The sequence below is a fragment of the Pantoea sp. RCC30.1 genome, from assembly GCF_058148845.1.
Window position 1 is genome coordinate 31374 of record NZ_JBXUHX010000018.1, and the last position, 19338, is coordinate 50711.

At 56.2% G+C, this 19338-nt stretch carries 18 protein-coding genes; 6 read left to right on the top strand and 12 right to left on the bottom strand.

Annotated features, from left to right (window positions below):
- The first annotated feature begins 28 nt into the window (after positions 1 to 28).
- A complete protein-coding gene (locus tag AC2LB6_RS16210; protein WP_490094277.1) occupies positions 29 to 949 on the top strand; it encodes a LysR family transcriptional regulator in 921 nt (306 codons plus the stop codon).
- Here the strand turns inward: AC2LB6_RS16210 and AC2LB6_RS16215 are convergent.
- Positions 946 to 2109 carry an MFS transporter gene (locus AC2LB6_RS16215; protein WP_490094278.1) on the bottom strand — a complete coding sequence of 388 codons (1164 nt, stop codon included), beginning with the start codon at positions 2107 to 2109 and terminating at the stop codon, positions 946 to 948. The genes AC2LB6_RS16210 and AC2LB6_RS16215 overlap by 4 nt on opposite strands.
- 361 nt (positions 2110 to 2470) lie before the next feature.
- Between AC2LB6_RS16215 and AC2LB6_RS16220 the strand changes: the two genes are divergently transcribed.
- A complete protein-coding gene (locus AC2LB6_RS16220) occupies positions 2471 to 3097 on the top strand; it encodes a S1 family serine peptidase (RefSeq protein WP_090965821.1) in 627 nt (208 codons plus the stop codon).
- Here the strand turns inward: AC2LB6_RS16220 and AC2LB6_RS16225 are convergent.
- The 6 genes from AC2LB6_RS16225 to xerD form a co-directional block, all read right to left on the bottom strand.
- Entirely contained in the window at positions 3094 to 3588 is a 495-nt protein-coding gene (locus tag AC2LB6_RS16225; protein ID WP_490094279.1) for a cupin domain-containing protein, read from the bottom strand. The genes AC2LB6_RS16220 and AC2LB6_RS16225 overlap by 4 nt on opposite strands.
- 124 nt (positions 3589 to 3712) lie before the next feature.
- A complete protein-coding gene (gene lysS / locus AC2LB6_RS16230; RefSeq protein WP_013358930.1) occupies positions 3713 to 5233 on the bottom strand; it encodes a lysine--tRNA ligase in 1521 nt (506 codons plus the stop codon).
- A gap of 2 nt (positions 5234 to 5235) precedes the next feature.
- A protein-coding gene (gene prfB / locus AC2LB6_RS16235; protein ID WP_099257461.1) for a peptide chain release factor 2 occupies positions 5236 to 6334 on the bottom strand; the annotation gives its coding sequence in 2 pieces (ribosomal slippage) (positions 5236 to 6258 and positions 6260 to 6334; 1098 coding nt in all).
- A 218-nt stretch (positions 6335 to 6552) separates the two neighbouring features.
- Complete coding sequence (gene recJ / locus AC2LB6_RS16240) at positions 6553 to 8289, bottom strand: single-stranded-DNA-specific exonuclease RecJ (RefSeq protein ID WP_490094280.1); 1737 nt, start codon at positions 8287 to 8289, stop codon at positions 6553 to 6555.
- Positions 8290 to 8292: 3 nt separating this feature from the next.
- The gene (gene dsbC / locus AC2LB6_RS16245; protein WP_490094281.1) at positions 8293 to 9006 is read right to left on the bottom strand and encodes a bifunctional protein-disulfide isomerase/oxidoreductase DsbC; all 714 of its coding nucleotides are present in this window, start codon (positions 9004 to 9006) and stop codon (positions 8293 to 8295) included.
- A gap of 21 nt (positions 9007 to 9027) precedes the next feature.
- Entirely contained in the window at positions 9028 to 9921 is an 894-nt protein-coding gene (xerD, locus tag AC2LB6_RS16250; RefSeq protein ID WP_010248689.1) for a site-specific tyrosine recombinase XerD, read from the bottom strand.
- A gap of 102 nt (positions 9922 to 10023) precedes the next feature.
- Here xerD and fldB point away from each other — a divergent pair, with 102 nt between their 5' ends.
- Positions 10024 to 10542, top strand: a complete 519-nt coding sequence (gene fldB / locus AC2LB6_RS16255) for a flavodoxin FldB (protein WP_003852885.1) — start codon at positions 10024 to 10026, stop codon at positions 10540 to 10542.
- Positions 10543 to 10566: 24 nt separating this feature from the next.
- On the opposite strand, the gene AC2LB6_RS16260 is transcribed toward fldB, so the two are convergent.
- Both AC2LB6_RS16260 and sdhE read right to left on the bottom strand, forming a co-directional pair.
- Entirely contained in the window at positions 10567 to 10977 is a 411-nt protein-coding gene (locus tag AC2LB6_RS16260) for a protein YgfX (RefSeq protein WP_490094282.1), read from the bottom strand.
- On the bottom strand, positions 10952 to 11218 hold the full coding sequence (gene sdhE, locus AC2LB6_RS16265) for an FAD assembly factor SdhE (protein WP_003852881.1): 267 nt from the start codon (positions 11216 to 11218) through the stop codon (positions 10952 to 10954). The genes AC2LB6_RS16260 and sdhE overlap by 26 nt, the downstream gene beginning before the upstream one ends.
- Positions 11219 to 11444: 226 nt before the next feature.
- Between sdhE and ygfZ the strand changes: the two genes are divergently transcribed.
- Positions 11445 to 12431 carry a tRNA-modifying protein YgfZ gene (gene ygfZ / locus AC2LB6_RS16270; RefSeq protein WP_490094283.1) on the top strand — a complete coding sequence of 329 codons (987 nt, stop codon included), beginning with the start codon at positions 11445 to 11447 and terminating at the stop codon, positions 12429 to 12431.
- A gap of 49 nt (positions 12432 to 12480) precedes the next feature.
- Here the strand turns inward: ygfZ and trhA are convergent, their stop codons facing one another.
- The gene (gene trhA / locus AC2LB6_RS16275) at positions 12481 to 13146 is read right to left on the bottom strand and encodes a PAQR family membrane homeostasis protein TrhA (protein ID WP_490094284.1); all 666 of its coding nucleotides are present in this window, start codon (positions 13144 to 13146) and stop codon (positions 12481 to 12483) included.
- 169 nt (positions 13147 to 13315) lie between these two features.
- On the opposite strand from trhA, the gene AC2LB6_RS16280 reads away from it, so the two are divergent.
- Both AC2LB6_RS16280 and AC2LB6_RS16285 read left to right on the top strand, forming a co-directional pair.
- Positions 13316 to 14035, top strand: coding sequence for a MurR/RpiR family transcriptional regulator (locus AC2LB6_RS16280; protein WP_490094285.1), 720 nt, complete (start codon positions 13316 to 13318; stop codon positions 14033 to 14035).
- 115 nt (positions 14036 to 14150) lie between these two features.
- The gene (locus AC2LB6_RS16285; RefSeq protein WP_490094286.1) at positions 14151 to 15590 is read left to right on the top strand and encodes a 6-phospho-beta-glucosidase; all 1440 of its coding nucleotides are present in this window, start codon (positions 14151 to 14153) and stop codon (positions 15588 to 15590) included.
- 30 nt (positions 15591 to 15620) lie between these two features.
- On the opposite strand, the gene AC2LB6_RS16290 is transcribed toward AC2LB6_RS16285, so the two are convergent.
- Both AC2LB6_RS16290 and gcvP read right to left on the bottom strand, forming a co-directional pair.
- A complete protein-coding gene (locus AC2LB6_RS16290) occupies positions 15621 to 16364 on the bottom strand; it encodes an SDR family oxidoreductase (protein WP_490094287.1) in 744 nt (247 codons plus the stop codon).
- 67 nt (positions 16365 to 16431) lie between these two features.
- A complete protein-coding gene (gcvP, locus tag AC2LB6_RS16295; RefSeq protein WP_490094288.1) occupies positions 16432 to 19305 on the bottom strand; it encodes an aminomethyl-transferring glycine dehydrogenase in 2874 nt (957 codons plus the stop codon).
- Positions 19306 to 19338: the final 33 nt, after the last annotated feature.

Below are 19338 nucleotides of genomic sequence, written 5' to 3' on the forward strand. Positions count from 1 at the left end.
CTATGCAGAATGGATATAGGTAAACAGCATGGGAAACATTAACTGGCGGCATATCGAAATTTTTCATGCGGTGATGACCAGCGGCAATCTCACGCAGGCCGCCACGCTGCTGCATACATCACAGCCTACCGTGAGCCGTGAGCTGGCACGTCTGGAGCAACAGCTGGGATTAGCGCTGTTCGGACGGGTACGCGGTCGCCTGCAACCGACAGTGCAAGGATTGCGTCTGTTTGAAGAGGTTCAGCGCTCCTGGTACGGTCTGGATCGCATCATGGAAGCGGCTGAAGGGCTGCGCCAGTTCCGTCAGGGTGAGCTGTCGATCGCCTGCCTGCCGGTTTTTTCGCAGTCGCTGTTGCCACCACTGTGTCAGCCCTTTTTAGAGCGCTACCCGGATGTAAGCCTGAATGTAATTCCGCAGGAGTCGCCGCTGCTGGAAGAGTGGCTGTCAGCACAGCGTTACGATATCGGCTTAACCGAAACACAGCACGCTCCGGCCGGTACTGACCGTCTCGCCCTGCTCACCTGCGATGAAGTGTGCGTATTGCCTCAGCATCACCCTCTGAGTCAGCGTACAGAGTTAACGCCGCACGATTTTGCGGGCGAACAGTATGTTAGCCTGTCGCGTAGTGACAGCTATCGTCAGCTGCTGGATGCGCTGTTTCAGGAGCAGGGAGTCGAACGGCGGCTGGTGATGGAGACGCACAGCGCCGCTTCGGTGTGCGCAATGGTCAGGGCGGGGGTGGGGATTTCTATCGTGAATCCGCTGACAGCACTGGATTACGCCGACAGCGGTGTCGTAATGCGGAAGTTCAGCGTGGCGGTGCCGTTTACCGTCAGCCTGGTCAGACCGCAGCACCGCCCCGCGTCAGCGCTGGTCGATACCTTTGTCAGCCATCTGCAACAGCAGGTGGCTGACTTTCCGGCGCGAATCGCCGCCCGCCTGGCTTAAGCGCGAACCCTGGCGGCCGCGCGGCCCGATTTACGGAAGGTAATCAGACAGACCAGCAGACCGATGGCGGCCAGCGCAGCCGCAGCAACCGGCACCGCCGTCAGGCCAAAACCACGGCCAATCACTGCGCCACCGACCCAGGCACCCAGCGCATTACCGACATTAAACGCCGAAATGTTAAGGGTTGAGACCAGGTTCGGTGCTTCTTTGCCGTGACGCACTACGTTAATTTGCAGACCCGGCACCGTCGCAAAGGTTGCCATCGCCCAGAGGAACAGGGTGATCTCCGCCAGCCACAGCGCATGGCTGGTCCAGCTGAACAGCAGCGAGAAGATGGCAATCAGTGAGAAGCTGAGGATCAGGCTGAAGGAGACTTTCCAGTCAGCCAGTTTTCCGCCAAGGATGTTACCGACCGTCAGACCCGCGCCAATCAGGAACAGCGTCCAGCTGACGCCGCGATCACTGATGCCCGTTACCTCTAACAGCAGCGGCGCAATGTAGCTGAACAGCGCAAACATCGCCGCGGCAAAAAACACCGTCATCAGCAGCGACAGCCACAGTTTCCCGTTGGCCAGTGCGCCAATTTCACTCGCCAGATGAACCGGTTTTTCCTGTTTATTGTTGGGAAGACTGACGATCAGGGCGATAAACGCCAGCACGCCGATCACCGCCACACCCCAGAAGGTGGCACGCCAGCCAAACATCTGTCCGAAACTGGTCCCCAGCGGAACGCCCAGCACGTTGGCTAAGGTGAGTCCGGTGAACATCAGCGCGACAGCAGAAGCCTGACGACCGGCAGGCACCAGACTGGCGGCGACCACTGCGCCAATCCCGAAGAAGGCACCATGACAGAGCGCGGTAACGATTCTGGCTAGCATCAGCAGGTTATAGTTGTAAGCCAGCGCACACAGCAGGTTACCGATAATAAATATCACCATCAGCAGAATCAGCGTTTTTTTGCGCGGCAGTCTGGCGGTCAGCAATGCCATAATCGGCGCACCAATCGCTACCCCCAGCGCATAGCCGCTGATCAGCCAGCCTGCCGACGGAATCGACACCTGAAGGTCACGCGCCACCTCCGGCAGCAATCCCATAATGACAAACTCTGTGGTTCCGATGGCGAATGCACTCAACGCCAGCGCCATTAATGCTAAAGGCATAACACTCTCCCGGTTTCATTTGCAGGTGAACCGCACAGACGCGCAGCCCCTCAACGCTTATTAAAATTTGATCTGCGTCACGGTGAGTATTACAGCACAGCGCTGATGCGCCACATAGCCTGTGTGCGGCAAAGGATTATTGCCTAAGCCGCAACAATCCTGCCACTTTGCCGGAACAAATCGCTTTGTCAGCCTGCTGGTAAAGCCCGTTAAAGAGCGCATGACCCAGGGTCAGGTTGTCATTTCCCGCGAAGCGGTTACGCTTTTTAGTGCGTATTTAATTAATAAATCCTTAACGTTGCCGATATATCCCTAATCAATTGCCAGGTGATGTGATCAACTTCTGACGCAGGGAGAGAGAATGCAACGACTCATAGCCTTAATGGTGTTTGGCTTAACCGGCTGCTCGGTGGGTCATTATGAGTACAGTAAAGAGGCTGAAAAACGGGTTGATATGACCGTGACTGGCATTCCTACCGTGCTGGGTTTAGGCACGCTCGGTACCACCATCCCGCTGACGCCGGAGTACAGCCTGACCGCCGCCCATGTGGCAAAGTTTTCGCTTTACCGGGTCAAAGCCTGGCATCCGCAATGCGATCTGGCAGTGGTCTACCACAAAAACAGCGAGATGAACCTGCCACCCAACTTTCGTAACAGCCACATCGGCGATCAGGTCAATCTCTACGGCTACAGTTTTATTTCGGCCATGCCGGTCAGTTCCAGCGGGCAGAACCTGATCAATACCACGCTGGCGAACAGCTGGAATAAACCGGACTGCGTCGTAGTGGCGGCGAATGCGGGGGTGGTCAAAGGGATGTCAGGTGGCGCAGTCTATAACGCCTCTGATGATACGCTGGCGGGCGTGATTATCGGCTACAGCAATAACATCAACGACAATGTCAGCGGTAAGACACTTTATAAGAACGTTGCGCTCTATGTGCCCTATGCAAGGTTTCAGACCTGGCTGGATCAGGCGATTAAATCCTAAGATTTTTTGTCGGGCAAACCGGGATGGTTGCCCATAGGATGTTCGGGCGGATTCAGCCATCTGTCTTTACGGGTTGCTTCGTAGTCCGGGTTAAGAGGATAAGTAATACGATTTTCAGGCTTGCTGGTCTCCCCCACCACTAAAAAGCGTGCCTCGTGCTCGCTGTTATTGATAAAGGTGTGGCAAACGCCAGTGCCCGCCGGAAAGGCCACTGCATCGCCCGGCGACAACGAGTACAGCTCGCCGTTGATCCAGGTGTCAGGATGCCCTTCAAGCACAAAAATGAACTCTTCTTCCGCGCTCTCCGCGTGGGGATAAGACATGCGGCGTCCGGGCAACAGCCTTTCATGGTGAATGCCAAGGCGGGTTAATCCCAGCAACTTACCCAGTGGCGCACCAATCGACATGCGCTCATCGCTGTCGGCATAATGTTCGTTATCTTCGCCTTCCAGCGCTTGCCAGTGGCGAATACAGTCGGGACGTTGCGTCATGATGATTGCTCCAGGTTGATACATTCAGCCTGGCAGAGGGAGCGGTATGACTCAAGCATGGCGAGGCGAACAGCAGACATAAAAAAGGCCGGGATGTCCCGGCCTTTTCTGAGAACAGTCAAACTTACTTGCTGCCTGGACGCAGTGCCGGGAACAGAATCACATCGCGGATAGTGTGGCTGTTGGTAAACAGCATCACCATACGATCAATCCCGATACCCAGACCGGCGGTTGGCGGCAGACCGTGCTCCAGCGCGGTGACATAGTCTTCGTCGTAGAACATCGCTTCGTCGTCGCCAGCATCTTTGGCATTCACCTGCTGCAGGAAACGCTCAGCCTGATCTTCCGCATCGTTCAGCTCTGAGAAGCCGTTACCGATTTCACGACCGCCAATGAAGAACTCAAAGCGATCGGTAATTTCCGGGTTCTCGTCGTTACGACGGGCCAGCGGAGAGACTTCAGCCGGATATTCAGTGATGAAGGTTGGCTGAATCAGATGCGCTTCTGCCGTCTCTTCGAAGATCTCGGTCACGACGCGGCCCAGACCCCAGCTTTTCTCCACTTTGATATGCAGGGATTGTGCAATCGCCACCGCTTTATCAAAGTCTTCCAGATCGGCCAGATCCGTTTCCGGACGGTATTTCTTGATCGCTTCACGCATGGTCAGTTTTTCAAACGGCTTACCGAAATCAAACTCCTGCTCGCCGTAAGGCACGACCGTACTGCCCAGCACATCCTGCGCCAGGGTACGGAACAGGCTTTCGGTCAGTTCGATCAGATCTTTGTAATCCGCATAGGCCATATAGAGTTCCATCATGGTGAACTCTGGGTTATGACGTGGCGAAATACCTTCGTTACGGAAGTTGCGGTTGATCTCGAACACGCGGTCGAAGCCACCCACCACCAGACGCTTCAGGTAAAGCTCTGGTGCAATACGCAGATACATGTCGATATCCAGCGCGTTGTGATGAGTGATGAACGGACGCGCAGAGGCACCGCCCGGGATCACCTGCATCATCGGGGTTTCCACTTCCATAAAGTCGCGGCCCACCATGAACTGGCGAATGCCGGCCATGATCTGAGAACGAATTTTGAAGGTATTGCGTGACTCTTCGTTGGCGATCAGATCAAGGTAACGCTGACGGTAACGGGTTTCCTGATCGGCCAGGCCATGGAATTTGTCCGGTAGCGGGCGTAAGGCTTTGGTCAGCAGGCGCAGTTCTGAACAGTGAATCGACAGTTCGCCGGTCTTGGTTCTGAACAGTTTGCCACGCGCACCCAGGATATCGCCGAGGTCCCATTTCTTGAACTGCTCGTTGTAGATGCCTTCAGCCAGATCGTCACGAGAGACGTAAAGCTGAATCCGGCCGCCCACATCCTGCAGGGTGACGAAAGAAGCTTTACCCATGATACGGCGGGTCATCATGCGTCCGGCGACGCTGACTTCGATACCCAGCGCTTCCAGCTCTTCGTTGCTCTTCTCGCCATAGCTTTCCAGCAGCTGGTTTGAAAGGCTGTCACGACGGAAATCGTTAGGAAACGCCAGACCGTTGGCACGCAGCGCACTCAGCTTTTCGCGGCGCGTTTTCAGTTCGTTATTTAACTCAACGGCGGCATCAGCGCTCTGCGGTTGTTGTTCAGACATGTCTATAACCCTGCTTTTAAACTAGCTTCAATGAATCGATCCAGATCGCCGTCCAGCACCGCCTGGGTGTTACGCGTCTCTACGCCGGTGCGCAGATCTTTGATGCGTGCATCATCGAGAACGTAAGAACGGATCTGACTTCCCCAGCCAATGTCGGACTTGTTGTCCTCCAGCGCCTGTTTCTCAGCATTTTTCTTTTGCATCTCAAGCTCGTACAGCTTCGCTTTCATCTGCTTCATTGCCTGATCTTTGTTCTTGTGCTGAGAACGGTCATTCTGACACTGTGTGACGGTACCGGTTGGAATATGGGTGATACGTACCGCAGATTCCGTTCGGTTAACGTGCTGACCGCCCGCACCCGACGCACGATAAACGTCAATGCGCAGATCGGCTGGGTTGATGTCGATATCAATATCGTCATCGACTTCCGGGTAGATAAAGGCGGAGCTGAATGAGGTGTGACGACGGCCGCCGGAGTCAAACGGGCTCTTACGCACCAGGCGATGCACGCCCGTTTCGGTGCGCAACCAGCCAAAGGCGTAGTCGCCTGACACGCGGATGGTCACAGATTTAATGCCTGCAACTTCACCCTCAGACTCTTCGATAATTTCTGTTTTGAAGCCTTTGGCTTCTGCCCAACGCAGATACATACGCATCAGCATGCTGGCCCAGTCCTGCGCTTCGGTGCCGCCGGAACCCGCCTGCAGATCGATATAGCAGTCAGCGCTGTCATACTCGCCAGAGAACATGCGGCGGAATTCCAGTTCACCCAGCTTGCCCTCAAGGACATCCAGCTCGGCAACCGCTTCGTCGAAAGTCTCTTCGTCTTCCGCTTCTACTGCCAGTTCAAGCAGACCCTGCACATCTTCCAGGCCCTGTGACATCTGATCCAGCGTCTGCACGATCGCTTCCAGCGAGGAGCGCTCTTTGCCCAGTGCCTGAGCACGCTCAGGTTCATTCCAGACATCGGGCTGTTCCAGCTCGGCGTTTACTTCTTCGAGGCGTTCTTTCTTGGCATCGTAGTCAAAGATACCCCCGAAGAACGTCGCTGCGCTCACTGAGGTCCTGAATACGGTTTTTGACCGGGTTGATTTCAAACATGGCTTTAGCGTCTTTCTTATGTTCGATGGGACAGGAAATTTAACGCACAAGTTTACCCGAAACTGGCGGCAGATTGTAGCGCTGAGACAGGGGGCTGAAACCGGGGTTGCGTGAGGGGTCGCATTTGCGCGACATCCTTGCACGCAGCAGGTTAACGCCGGGGATAGTCAGGCTGACGCGCATCTGCCGTGGCCGGAGACGCGCGCGCCCTGTTTAACTCAGTTCAGCGGCCAGATATGGTCGATGATCAGCTGAACCGAGCGGTTACCGCGATACTCATTGATATCCAGCTTGTAGGCCAGTTCGACCTGACGAATGCTGCTGTCGGGCCACAGCGTGGTATCGACATTAAAGGCGATGCCGTCGATCAACGGCCCACCGTCCAGCGGCTCGACCATCACTTTCAGATGTCGCTCACCCACCAGCCGCTGTTGCAGCAGCTTAAATTTGCCGTCAAATGCGGGTTCCGGGAACGCCTGGCCCCAGGGCCCGGCCTCGCGCAGCATCTCAGCGGTCTGCAGGGAGAACTCCTGGGGCTGTAACGCGCCATCTGACCAGATGATGCCCTGCAACGATTCGCCATCCAGCCACTCTCCGACCAGATCGGCAAAGCGCTGACGAAACTCCTCGTAGCGTGCGGTCTCCAGCGATAAACCAGCCGCCATGGCGTGACCGCCGAACTTCATCATCAGACCGGGATTGAGCGTATCGAGACGCTCCAGCGCATCGCGCAGATGCAGGCCGGCAATCGAACGGCCCGAGCCTTTCAGCGTGCCGTCGCCCGCCGGAGCAAAGGCAATCACCGGACGATGGAAGCGCTCTTTGAGACGGGAGGCGAGGATCCCCACCACACCCTGATGCCATTCGGGATGATAGAAGGCTAGCCCCAGCGGCAGGTCGCTCTGCTCACGTTCCAGCGCCTGACACAGCGCCAGCGCTTCGCTCTGCATGCCCTGCTCTATCTCTTTGCGCGTCTGGTTCAGCGCGTCCAGCTCACTGGCTAACATCCGCGCCTGACTGAGATCCTCAGTTATTAACAGCGCCACGCCCACCGACATATCGTCGAGCCGGCCTGCGGCGTTGAGCCGTGGTCCCAGCGCAAAGCCGAGATCGCTGGCCGCCAGCTGACGGGCATCGCGATTAGCAATCTCCAGCAGTGCCCGGATGCCTGGACGGCATTTTCCGGCACGGATGCGACTGAGCCCCTGCCACACCAGAATACGGTTATTGACGTCGAGCGGCACCACATCGGCAACCGTGCCCAGCGCGACCAGATCCAGCATCTCCGCCAGATTCGGTTCAGTGCGGGTAGTGCCAAACCAGCCCTGGGTGCGCAGATGGGCGCGTAGCGCCAGCATCAGATAGAACGCCACGCCCACGCCCGCCAGCGCGCGTGAGGGGAAGTTGCAGTCCGGCAGATTGGGATTCACGATCGCCTCAGCGGCCGGTAAGGTCTCGCCCGGCAGATGGTGGTCGGTAATCAGCACCGGAATCCCGTGTTGATGGGCAAAATCAACGCCGGCGTGGGAGGAGATGCCGTTATCGACCGTCAGGATCATCGCGGCACCGCGCGCCCGCGCCTGCTCAACCACTTCCGGACTGAGGCCATAACCATCTTCAAAGCGGTTAGGCACCAGATACTGCACGTTACCGCCGCCCATGCTGCGCAGCGCCATCACCGTGAGCGCAGTACTGGTCGCACCATCGGCATCAAAGTCGCCCACCACCATAATGCGACGTCCATCCAGCAGCGCCTGATGCAGCAGTTCCACCGCGCGATCAATCCCGCTTAAGGACTGGTACGGCAGCAGATTTTTCGCACCGCGCTCCAGCTCTGCGGCGTCACGCACGCCGCGTTGCAGATAGAGCCGTTTCAGCAGCGGCGGCAGCGTTGCCGGTAGCGCATCATCAACCGTCACCTCACGGCGACGCAGTTCCACTTCCTGTTTTACCACCGATTAACCACCACGCTTCTGATTGTCCAGCACCTGCTTCAGCTCCTGTGGCGACTGATAACCTGGGATCATCATGCCGGTATCGGTCAGCATCGCGGGTGTACCCTGAATGCCGAACAGCACGCCCAGTTTGTAGTGCTGAGCAATATCAATTTTGCAACTGTCTGGTGCGGCCATTTTCGGCGTATTGCCTTTCATCGCCTCATCAAACGCTTTATTGCGATCAGCGCTGCACCAGATCGCTTTCATCGCTGGTTCAATCTGACCGTTCAGCCCTTCACGCGGAAACGCCAGGTAGCGCACGGTGATGCCCAGCGCATTGTAGTCCGCCATCTGCTCGTGCAGCTTGTGACAGTAGCCACAGGTGATATCAGTGAAGACGGTGATCACGTGCTGCTCTTTAGGCGCTTTGTAGACAATCATCTCCGGCACCAGCGCTTCGACTTTTTTGTCCAACAGCTGGTTGGTGACATTGACCGGCTGTTTGCCGCTGACGTCATAAAGCGGACCCTGAATCATATGTTTGCCGTCGTCGGTAACATAGAGCACGCCGCTTTCCGACAGCACGGTTTTAAAGCCCGGCAGCGGTGACGGGCTGATCTCCGTCTGGTTCAGACCGAGCTTTTTAAGTGATTGCTGAATGGCGCTGTCATCGGCCTGTGCGAGGCCGGAAAAGGCGCTGGCTAACAGGGCCAGCATCGCAAAATGCTTGTTCATTTTTATCCTTATAGCCGCGAATCACGCTCGCGGATGGTGTTGTTGATGCAACTGACGCAGACGCTCCGTAGCGACGTGCGTATAAATTTGGGTGGTGGAGAGATCGCTGTGTCCCAGCAGCATCTGTACGACACGCAGATCGGCGCCGTGGTTCAGCAGATGGGTCGCAAAGGCGTGGCGCATTACATGCGGCGACAACTTTTCGCTGTCGATCCCCGCCAGCGTGGCGTAGTGCTTAATGCGATGCCAGAAGGTCTGACGCGTCATCTGCTGTGCCCGGTTGCTGGGAAACATCACGTCCAGCGTCTGCCCATTGAGCAGCCACGGACGACCATGTTCCATATATTGCTCCAGCCAGTAAACCGCTTCTTCACCTAAAGGCACAAGCCGCTCTTTATCCCCTTTACCGATAACCCGGACGACGCCCTGTCGCAGGCTGATATCGCTGAGCGTCAGGCCAATCAGTTCGGAGACGCGCAGACCGGTGGCGTAAAGCAGCTCCAGCATCGCCTTGTCGCGCAGCTCCAGCGGGATATCGATATTGGGTGCCTGCAACAATCGCTCGACCTGGGCTTCACTGAGATCTTTCGGCAAACGCTGCGGCAGTTTTGGCGCGGACAGCAGCGCACTGGGATCGTCCGGGCGAAGCTTTTCGCGATAAAGATACTGGAACAGGCGACGCATGGCGCTGAGCAGCCGCGCTGAACTGGTCGCCTTGTAGCCTCCCTCCAGCCGTTCGGCCAGAAACTGCTGCAGATCCAGCGGCGCAACACTGAGCAGCGTCAGTTGGTGATGCGCCAGCCAGCCGGTCAGCGTCTGGAGATCCTGGCGATAGGAGGAGAGTGTGTTCTGCGCCAGATTGCGTTCAATCCAGAGCGCATCAAGAAACTGTTCTGTCAGATCGCTGTCCTGCACGTTATCTCCGCCGTCTGGTGTAAAATCATGCTCATTATGCCTGATTCAGCAGCGCTTCTGGTACAATTGCGCCAAAGTCAGTATTTACAGAGTGTTATCTGCATGAAAATCGGTCTTTTTTACGGTTCCAGTACCTGTTACACCGAAATCGTAGCGGAGAAAATTCGCGATTTTATTGGCGAAGAGTTAGTCACGCTGCATAACGTCAAAGATGACGACCCGCGCCTGATGGAGCAGTATGATTTGCTGATCATGGGCATCCCGACCTGGGATTTCGGTGAGTTGCAGGAGGACTGGGAGGCGATCTGGACACAGTTGCCCGCGCTGAATCTGCAAAACAAGATTGTCGCACTCTATGGTATGGGCGATCAGATTGGCTATGGCGAGTGGTTTTTAGATGCGCTCGGCATGCTGCACGATTTGCTGCAGCCAATGGGCGTGCGTTTTGTCGGCTACTGGCCACTTGAAGGCTATGAGTTCACCAGCCCGAAACCACTCAGTGCCGATGGCTCGCAGTTTGTCGGTCTGGCGCTTGATGATGTGAATCAGTTTGAGGTTACCGATGAGCGCGTTGAGCAGTGGTGCGAGCAGGTGTTAACCGAAACCGCTGCACTGCTCTGACTGGCCTTGCCTGCCCCGCTGACGTTAATGCCGCGCCTTGCTTAAACAGCAGGCGCGTAACGCACGCCATTCGCCAGGCTGCATATTGTCCCGCATCAGCCAAAAGCGCAGCGTGGCACCCTTTTCACTCCGGGCCACCAGCAGCAGGCCAATCGGTAACCAGCGTAGCGGCTGGGTCGGTCGCCAGCGTTTTCCCTGCCAGATCCAGCAATGAACCCCTTCCCGCTGTAACCCGCCGTGCCGCTGAATCAATCGCCGGAAGCTGCGCCAGCCCTCAGCCAGCAACAGCAGAATAATCGGCGCTTTAATCAGCCAGCCGCCCACCGGCAGCGTCATCATGACTACGCCCGTTACTGCGGCCACCAGCCAGGCGCACAGTATTGCGCACGCCAGGCGAGAGGGACGCAGCTTACATTGCCACCGGGCCGCGGTCATGGTTACGCTGCTGGATCAAATTCACCATCCGCTTAAGCTCTGGATCCTTTGGCTCCCCGTGATTCATCAGCCAGTTGAACAAATCGGGATCGTCACTCTTCAGCAGATTAACAAAGACCTGCTTATCGGTGTCGTTCAGCGTGTCATACTCAAATTTGAAGAACGGCATAATAGCCACATCCAGTTCCAGCATGCCGCGACGGCAGGCCCACTGAATACGTGATTTATCATTAATATCCATGCATCAATTTCCACAATTCACAACGTGGCGCCTAGTGTAACCTGGTTTAATGCGGCTCGCAGGCGCAGCATCGCAGGCTGTGCAACCTGCCCCATTTCAGATAGCACGTTTTCAGGGTTATCACGCCTTTTGTGCGCCGTTTTCCGTAAACAGGTTGCATTGCCAGTCGGCTCTTTTAACATTGAAGACAATGTTCCGGATGAACCTTCTTATACAGGATATCTCCATGCCCACTTTTACATTACCGCCGCGCCAGCCTGCCGCGTCCTCTCGTCTGCCGTTAACCCTGATGTCACTGGATAGCTGGGCGCTGGTTTCCATTACCGGTGCCGACAGCACCTCTTACCTGCAGGGTCAGTTAACGCTGGATGTCGCGGCGCTGGATGCAGACCACCATTCGCCCGCCGCTCACTGCGATGCTAAAGGCAAAATGTGGAGCAATATGCGCCTGTTCCATCGCGGCGAAGGCTATGCCTGGCTGATACGCCGTGAACTGCGTGACACCCAGCTGACCGAGTTAAAAAAATACGCCGTGTTTTCGAAAGTGACGATGGCGGCTGACGATGAGTCCGTGTTGCTTGGCGTAGCCGGTTTTCAGGCGCGGGCCGCGCTGGCGAATCTGTTTGATAGCCTGCCCGACAGTGAGAAACCGGTCGTGCAGCAGGGAGAAACCACGCTGCTGTGGTTTGCCCATCCGGCCGAGCGTTTTTTGTTTGTCACCTCGCTGTCTCAGGCAGAAGCGCTGAAGCAAAAGCTCAACGATGATGCACAGTTTAATGACAGTCAGCAGTGGCTGGCGCTGGATATTGAAGCAGGGATTCCGGTGATCGATCCGGCCACCAGCGTGCAGTTTATTCCGCAGGCCACCAACCTGCAGGCGCTGGATGCCATCAGCTTCAAAAAGGGCTGCTATGCCGGTCAGGAGATGGTAGCCCGGGCGAAATATCGCGGTGCCAACAAACGCGCACTCTACTGGCTGGCGGGTCAGGCAAGTCATCTGCCTGAAGCTAATGCCCCGCTGGAGTTGCAGATGGGTGAACGCTGGCGTCGTACCGGCAGCGTGCTGGCTGCGGTACAGTTAGATGACGGGATCAGCTGGATTCAGGTCGTGATGAATAACGATCTGGAGCCGGACAGCGTGCTGCGGGTTGAAGGTGACGAAGGCGGGCATCTGACCATCCAGCCGCTGCCCTACTCGCTGGCTGAAGAGTGATGTAATCGCATGGCCCTCTCATTAACGGAAGGGCCATGCCGCAATCTACTCAGCGCACATAAAAATAGATGGCGCAGAAGTGGCAGAGACTGCCGCCCAGCACGAACAAATGCCAGATGGCGTGGTTAAAGGGAATGCGGCGCGCCACATAGAAAATCACCCCCAGCGAATAGATAATTCCGCCTGCGGCCAGCAGCCAGATGCAGCCCGGCGGCAGGATCATCGCCAGCTGATAAACCACAATCAGCGACAGCCACCCCATACAGAGATAGGTCACCAGCGACAGCGCTTTAAAGCGATGCGCAATCGTGAGCTTGAACACAATACCCGCCAGTGCCAGCCCCCAGATCACCGCCATTAATCCATACGCCAGCGGCGTCCTCAGACCGACCAGCAGAAACGGCGTGTAGGTGCCCGCAATCAGCAGATAGATGGCGCAGTGATCCAGCTTTTTCAGCCAGGGTCTGGCCGGTCCATCCGGGATAGCGTGATAGAGCGTCGAGGCCAGAAACAGCAGAATCATGCTGCCGCCATAGAGGCTGTAACTGATAAAGGTGATGGTGTCAGCCTGCCTCTCAGTGGCCTGATTAATCATCAATACCAGGCCGACGATACCAAACAGGCAGCCGAGTCCGTGACTGATACTGTTGGCAATTTCTTCAGCAACTGAATAGCCCGCAGCGGGCCGGTGTTTGTGAGAGAGTGTGGTGGTCATATCAGGTTCCTGAACAGCTCCATAGCAATGATAACGGTTACCCAGCGTAGCCAATAATTTTTTCAGTGTACACGTGTACGCTAAAATTATTTGCTGAAATTGACTCTCCGTTAAACCGGGTGATGAATCTGGTAAACTGACCGCCGGTCAACTGTTCAATGAGTCATCCATGTTTTCGCATCGCGATCTCGCCCGTCTTAACGATCTGGAAATACAGGTCTATCAGTTCATCATTAAGCACCGCGAAGGCGTCAGCTACATGACGATCCGCGAACTGGCTGAACAGGCTGGAGTCTCCACCACCACCGTGCTGCGTTTCTGCCGCAAGATGGATTGTGAAGGCTGGTCAGAATTCCGCATCCGCCTGCGCTTAAGCGAACAGGAGCGCACGCCGCTGCTCAATACGGCGGGTGTCAGCGAGATGCTGAGCTTTTTTAAAAGTATTAATAACCCGGAATTTGAACAGCTCATCACGCAGGCCGCGCAGAAAATTAATCAGGCGGAGCAGGTCTTCTTTATTGGCGTCGGCACCTCCGGCAGCCTGGCAAAATATGGTGCGCGTTTTTTCTCAAACCTCGGAAAATTCAGCCATGCGATTGATGACCCCTATTACCCGGTCAGCCCTGATCTCTATGAAAATGCCGTCGCCATTATTTTATCTGTCTCCGGCGAAACTGAAGAGATCCTGCGCATTGCCAGCCAGTTCAGCCTGAATAAGTGCAAAATCATTGCGATAACCAATACGGAAAGCTGCTCGCTGGCGAAGATTGGTGATTTCAACCTCTGCTACCATGTGCCGATTATCCGCATGGCCGACAATTCTGACATTACGACTCAGGTGCCGGTGACCTATATTATTGAAGCGATAGGTCGCCAGCTGGGGAAATAAAACAGCCTGTTTTTTGGATGTAACAAACGCAATTATTCGCGCACTGTTATATCGTGACTTTCAATATTTCCTTGCTACACTCAGCTCAATTTCAATATCCGTAATGGGGTGAAGCATGAGTGCAGAATTGCAGTTACCTAAAGGCTTTCTTTGGGGCGGTGCGGTCGCCGCGCATCAGGTTGAAGGCGGCTGGGATCAGGGCGGCAAAGGCGTCAGCATTGCTGACGTGATGACCGGCGGTTCACATGGCGTTGACCGTGTCATCACCGACGGCGTGCAGCCTGGCCACTTCTACCCGAACCACAAAGGCGTGGAGTTTTACTCCCATTACAAACAGGATGTCGCGCTGTTTGCCGAGATGGGCTTCAAATGTTTCCGTACCTCTATTGCCTGGACCCGCATCTTCCCCAACGGGGATGAGCAGCAGCCCAACGAAGCGGGCCTGCAATTCTATGACGATCTGTTTGATGAACTGCTGAAATATGGCATTGAACCGGTCATCACCCTTTCGCACTTCGAAATGCCTTATCACCTGGTCAAAGAGTATGGCGGCTGGCACAACCGCAAAGTGGTCGACTTCTTTGTGCGCTTCAGCGAAGTGGTGCTGAATCGCTATAAGAACAAAGTGAAATACTGGATGACCTTTAACGAGATAAACAACCAGCGTAACTGGCAGTATCCGCTGTTTGGTTACTGCTGTTCAGGCGTGATCTTTACCGAGCATGAGAAACCTGAACAGGCGATGTATCAGGTAATGCACCACCAGTTTGTTGCCAGCGCCAAAGTAGTGAAGCTCGGTCACGACATCAATCCTGACTTACAGATTGGCTGCATGATCGCCATGGTGCCGATCTATCCATTCTCCTGCCACCCGGACGATGTGGTGCTGGCGCAGGAATCGATGCACCAGCGCTATGTGTTCAGTGACGTTCAGATGCGTGGCTACTATCCGGCCTACACTCTGAAAGAGTGGGCGCGCAAAGGTTACGACATTCAGATGGAAGCGGACGATGCCGAAACACTGCGCCAGGGCTGCGCAGACTATGTCGGTTTCAGCTACTACATGAGCAACGCTGTGAAAACTGATGCCAGCGGCGTTGACGACCCGATCACCGGCTTTGAAGGCGTGGTGAAAAACCCACATGTGAAGGCGTCTGACTGGGGCTGGCAGATCGATCCGGTTGGCCTGCGCTATGCCATGAACGAGCTGTATGAGCGTTACCAGAAACCGCTGTTTATTGTTGAAAACGGCTTTGGTGCTATCGATAAGCCCAACGCTGACGGGCTTATTGAAGATGATTACCGCATCGACTATCTGCGTGCGCATATCGAAGAGATGAAGAAAGCCGTGGCGTACGATGGTGTTGAATTAATGGGCTATACCCCGTGGGGCTGCATCGATTGCGTCTCTTTTACCACCGGCCAGTACGACAAACGTTACGGCTTTATTCATGTGAATAAAAACGATGATGGCAGCGGCGATTTTTCTCGTGGGAAGAAGAAGAGCTTTGGCTGGTATCAGCAGGTTATCGCCAGTAACGGCGAAAACCTGTAAGTCATCACGCCGCATCAGCGGCGAAGCGAGTTAACGCCCACCGGCAGCGTCAATGATGCTGCCGGTGATGTAAGAGGCCGCATCGCTGGCCAGCCAGACGATCGCCTCCGCCACCTCTTCTGCCTCACCGCCACGTCCCATCGGGATCACGCTGGCCAGCCTGTCCACCCTGCCCGGCTCTCCGCCATCGGCATGCATCTCTGTATAGATGAATCCCGGACGTACGCCATTGACCCGAATCCCCTGCTGCGCCACTTCCAGCGACAATCCTTTGGTCAGCGTATCCATCGCTCCTTTTGAGGCAGCGTAATCAACATATTCGCCAGGCGCACCGGTACGTGACGCGGCCGACGAGACGTTTACAATCGCGCCGCCCTGACCGCCGTGATGGGTGCCCATCCGCTTAACCGCCTCACGACAGCAGAGAAAAGATCCGATGACGTTGGTAGCAAAGACCTTATGCAGGCGCGTCGCATCCAGTTGCTCGGTGCGGCACTGCTGAAACAGAATCCCGGCGTTGTTCACCAGCAATGCCAGCGGCACAGGCTGCTGGTCGAGCTGCGCAAACATCGCCATCAGCTGAGCTTCATCACTGATATCCGCCTGAACCGCAAAGGCTTCACCGCCCTGCTGCTGGATCTGCGCCACCAGCTGTTGCGCTTCGGCCTCGCGCTGACGATAGTTCACCGCGACCCGGTAACCCCGGGCTGCCAGTAACAGCGACGTGGCCCGTCCGATACCGCGGCTGCCACCCGTAACCAGTGCCAGTTTCATGCTGAATCTCCAGTAAAAAAGGGCCGACGAATCGGCCCCTGATGGTTAATGCTTACCTGCGGGGAGCTTACTGATAATCGCTCATCGGCACGCAGGAGCAGAACAGATTACGGTCTCCAAACACATCATCCAGACGTTTTACCGTCGGCCAGTATTTGTTATGGCTGCCCGCCGGGAAGACCGCCAGTTCACGGCTGTAAGGATGTGACCACTCACTGACGATTTCCAGCTGGGTATGCGGTGCATTAACCAATGGATTATCGTCCAGCGGCCATTCACCACCCGTTACCCGGTCAATCTCCATGCGAATCGCCAGCATCGCGTCGATAAAGCGATCGAGTTCGATTTTGCTCTCTGACTCGGTCGGCTCCACCATCAGCGTACCCGCCACCGGGAAAGACATAGTTGGCGCATGGAATCCGTAATCGATCAGGCGCTTAGCGATATCCAGCTCACTGATGCCGGTCTGCTCTTTCAGCGGACGGATGTCGAGAATACATTCATGCGCCACGCGACCATCACGACCGGTGTAGAGCACCGGATAGGCAGACTGCAGGCGGCTGGCGATATAGTTGGCATTCAGAATCGCGACCGAGCTGGCCTGTTTCAGCCCTTCGGCGCCCATCATGCGAATGTACATCCAGCTGATCGGCAGAATAGAGGCGCTGCCAAACGGCGCTGCGGAGACCGCGCCCTGCTGCGTCAGTACACCATCGATCTGTACCACGCTATGTCCCGGAACAAACGGAGCCAGGTGCGCCTTCACGCCAATCGGTCCCATACCCGGACCGCCGCCGCCGTGCGGAATGCAGAAGGTTTTGTGCAGATTGAGGTGCGAGACATCTGCGCCGATGTAGCCTGGCGTAGTGATGCCGACCTGCGCATTCATGTTCGCGCCATCCAGATAAACCTGACCGCCATACTGATGCACGATCTGGCACACTTCACGGATGGTCTCTTCATAGACGCCGTGGGTAGAAGGATAAGTCACCATGATGCAGGAGAGCTGGTCGGCCGCCTGAGCCGCTTTTTCACGCAGGTCGCCGAGGTCGATGTTGCCCTGTTTATCGCAGGCTACCACTACCACGTCCATGCCCGCCATCTGGGCTGAGGCCGGGTTGGTGCCGTGCGCCGAACTCGGAATCAGACAGAGATGACGATCGCCCTCGCCGCGGCTTTCGTGATAGCGGCGGATCGCCAGCAGCCCGGCATATTCACCCTGTGCGCCGGAGTTTGGCTGCATACAGAGTGCATCATAGCCGGTGAGCTGCACCAGCCACTGCGACAGCTGGCCGATCATCTGCAGATAGCCGGTGGCCTGTTCAGCCGGGCAGAACGGATGCAGTTCCGCAAATTCCGGCCAGGTGATCGGGATCATCTCGGCGGCTGCGTTAAGCTTCATGGTGCAGGAACCCAGCGGGATCATCGCCTGATTCAGCGCCAGATCCTTTTTCTCCAGGCTGTGCATGTAACGCATCATCTCGGTTTCGCTGTGATGACGGTTGAACACCGGATGGGTCAGGATCTCGCTGTGGCGTTGCAGCCCAGCAGGAATCGCGTGGCTTTCGCTGGCGACTTCGCTGTCAAGTTTTTCCAGATTCTGGCCGTGTTCATCACCCAGCAGAATGGCGAGCAGCGCCAGTATATCTTCGCGGCAGGTGGTTTCATCCAGCGTGATGCCAACGGCATTATGGATGTCGCTACGCAGGTTAACGCCAAAGCTCAGGGCACGGTTCAGCACGGCGGCTTTATCCGCCACTTCCACCGTCAGCGTATCAAACCAGTGCTGATGACGCAGCTTCAGGCCACCCTGCTGCAGTCCGGCTGCCAGGATGTTGGTAAAGCGGTGAATGCGTGAGGCAATGCGTTTCAAACCAGCCGGGCCGTGGAACACCGCGTAAAGACCGGCGATGTTTGCCAGCAGAACCTGCGAAGTACAGATGTTGGAGTTGGCCTTTTCACGGCGGATATGTTGTTCACGGGTCTGCATCGCCATACGCAGCGCCGTGTTGCCCGCGGCATCACGTGACACACCGATGATGCGGCCTGGCATAGAACGCTTATGCTCGTCGCGGCTGGCGAAGAAGGCAGCATGCGGGCCGCCGTAACCCATAGGCACGCCGAAACGCTGAGCTGAACCAAAGACGATGTCTGCGCCCTGCTTGCCTGGCGCTTCCAGTAAGACCAGCGACATAAAGTCCGCCGCCACGCTGACCACCACTTTGCGTGCTTTCAGCCCGGCAATCAGCGCGCTGTAATCGTGCGCCTCACCGGTGGTGCCTACCTGTTGCAGCAGTACACCAAAGAGATCGTCGTGATCGGATGCCTTGTTGGCGCTATCGATGATCAGCTCGAAGCCGAACGTCGCCGCACGGGTACGAACCACATCCAGCGTCTGCGGATGAATATCGTCGGCAATGAAGAATTTATTGGCGTTTTTGAGTTTACTGACGCGTTTTGCCATCGCCATCGCTTCGGCAGCGGCAGTGGCTTCATCCAGCAGCGAGGCGGACGCGATATCCATCCCGGTGAGATCCAGCGTCAGCTGCTGGAAGTTCAGCAGTGCTTCCAGACGGCCCTGCGAGACTTCAGGCTGATACGGCGTATAGGCAGTATACCAGCCCGGATTTTCCAGCATGTTACGCAGGATGACTGGCGGGGTGATGACCGCGCTGTACCCCATACCGATCCAGGATTTGTAACGCAGGTTCTGGCTGGCAATGGCTTTCAGTTCGGCCAGCGCCTGCTGTTCCGTGGCCGCTTCGCCTACGGCGGGTGGGCCTGGCAGCTGAATGTCGGCAGGCACAATCGTGCTGATTAACGCTTCCAGCGAACGGGCACCAATTGCATCAAGCATCTGCGCCTGCTGCTCAGGTGAAGGACCAATATGGCGCTCAATGAATGCACCGTTGTGTTCAAGCTGGCTGAGAGTCTGAGTCATTAGCAGTAAATCCTGAATCGGGCTGGGGGAACC

Excerpts from the sequence above, each read along its gene's own strand:
- fldB (WP_003852885.1), top strand. The coding sequence starts at position 10,024 with ATGAAAATCGGTCTTTTTTACGGTTCCAGTACCTGTTACACCGAAATC.
- AC2LB6_RS16260 (WP_490094282.1), bottom strand. The coding sequence starts at position 10,977 with ATGACCGCGGCCCGGTGGCAATGTAAGCTGCGTCCCTCTCGCCTGGCG.
- AC2LB6_RS16225 (WP_490094279.1), bottom strand. The coding sequence starts at position 3,588 with ATGACGCAACGTCCCGACTGTATTCGCCACTGGCAAGCGCTGGAAGGC.
- sdhE (WP_003852881.1), bottom strand. The coding sequence starts at position 11,218 with ATGGATATTAATGATAAATCACGTATTCAGTGGGCCTGCCGTCGCGGC.
- lysS (WP_013358930.1), bottom strand. The coding sequence starts at position 5,233 with ATGTCTGAACAACAACCGCAGAGCGCTGATGCCGCCGTTGAGTTAAAT.
- trhA (WP_490094284.1), bottom strand. The coding sequence starts at position 13,146 with ATGACCACCACACTCTCTCACAAACACCGGCCCGCTGCGGGCTATTCA.
- AC2LB6_RS16220 (WP_090965821.1), top strand. The coding sequence starts at position 2,471 with ATGCAACGACTCATAGCCTTAATGGTGTTTGGCTTAACCGGCTGCTCG.
- ygfZ (WP_490094283.1), top strand. The coding sequence starts at position 11,445 with ATGCCCACTTTTACATTACCGCCGCGCCAGCCTGCCGCGTCCTCTCGT.
- AC2LB6_RS16210 (WP_490094277.1), top strand. The coding sequence starts at position 29 with ATGGGAAACATTAACTGGCGGCATATCGAAATTTTTCATGCGGTGATG.
- AC2LB6_RS16215 (WP_490094278.1), bottom strand. The coding sequence starts at position 2,109 with ATGCCTTTAGCATTAATGGCGCTGGCGTTGAGTGCATTCGCCATCGGA.
- gcvP (WP_490094288.1), bottom strand. The coding sequence starts at position 19,305 with ATGACTCAGACTCTCAGCCAGCTTGAACACAACGGTGCATTCATTGAG.
- dsbC (WP_490094281.1), bottom strand. The coding sequence starts at position 9,006 with ATGAACAAGCATTTTGCGATGCTGGCCCTGTTAGCCAGCGCCTTTTCC.
- AC2LB6_RS16285 (WP_490094286.1), top strand. The coding sequence starts at position 14,151 with ATGAGTGCAGAATTGCAGTTACCTAAAGGCTTTCTTTGGGGCGGTGCG.
- AC2LB6_RS16280 (WP_490094285.1), top strand. The coding sequence starts at position 13,316 with ATGTTTTCGCATCGCGATCTCGCCCGTCTTAACGATCTGGAAATACAG.
- AC2LB6_RS16290 (WP_490094287.1), bottom strand. The coding sequence starts at position 16,364 with ATGAAACTGGCACTGGTTACGGGTGGCAGCCGCGGTATCGGACGGGCC.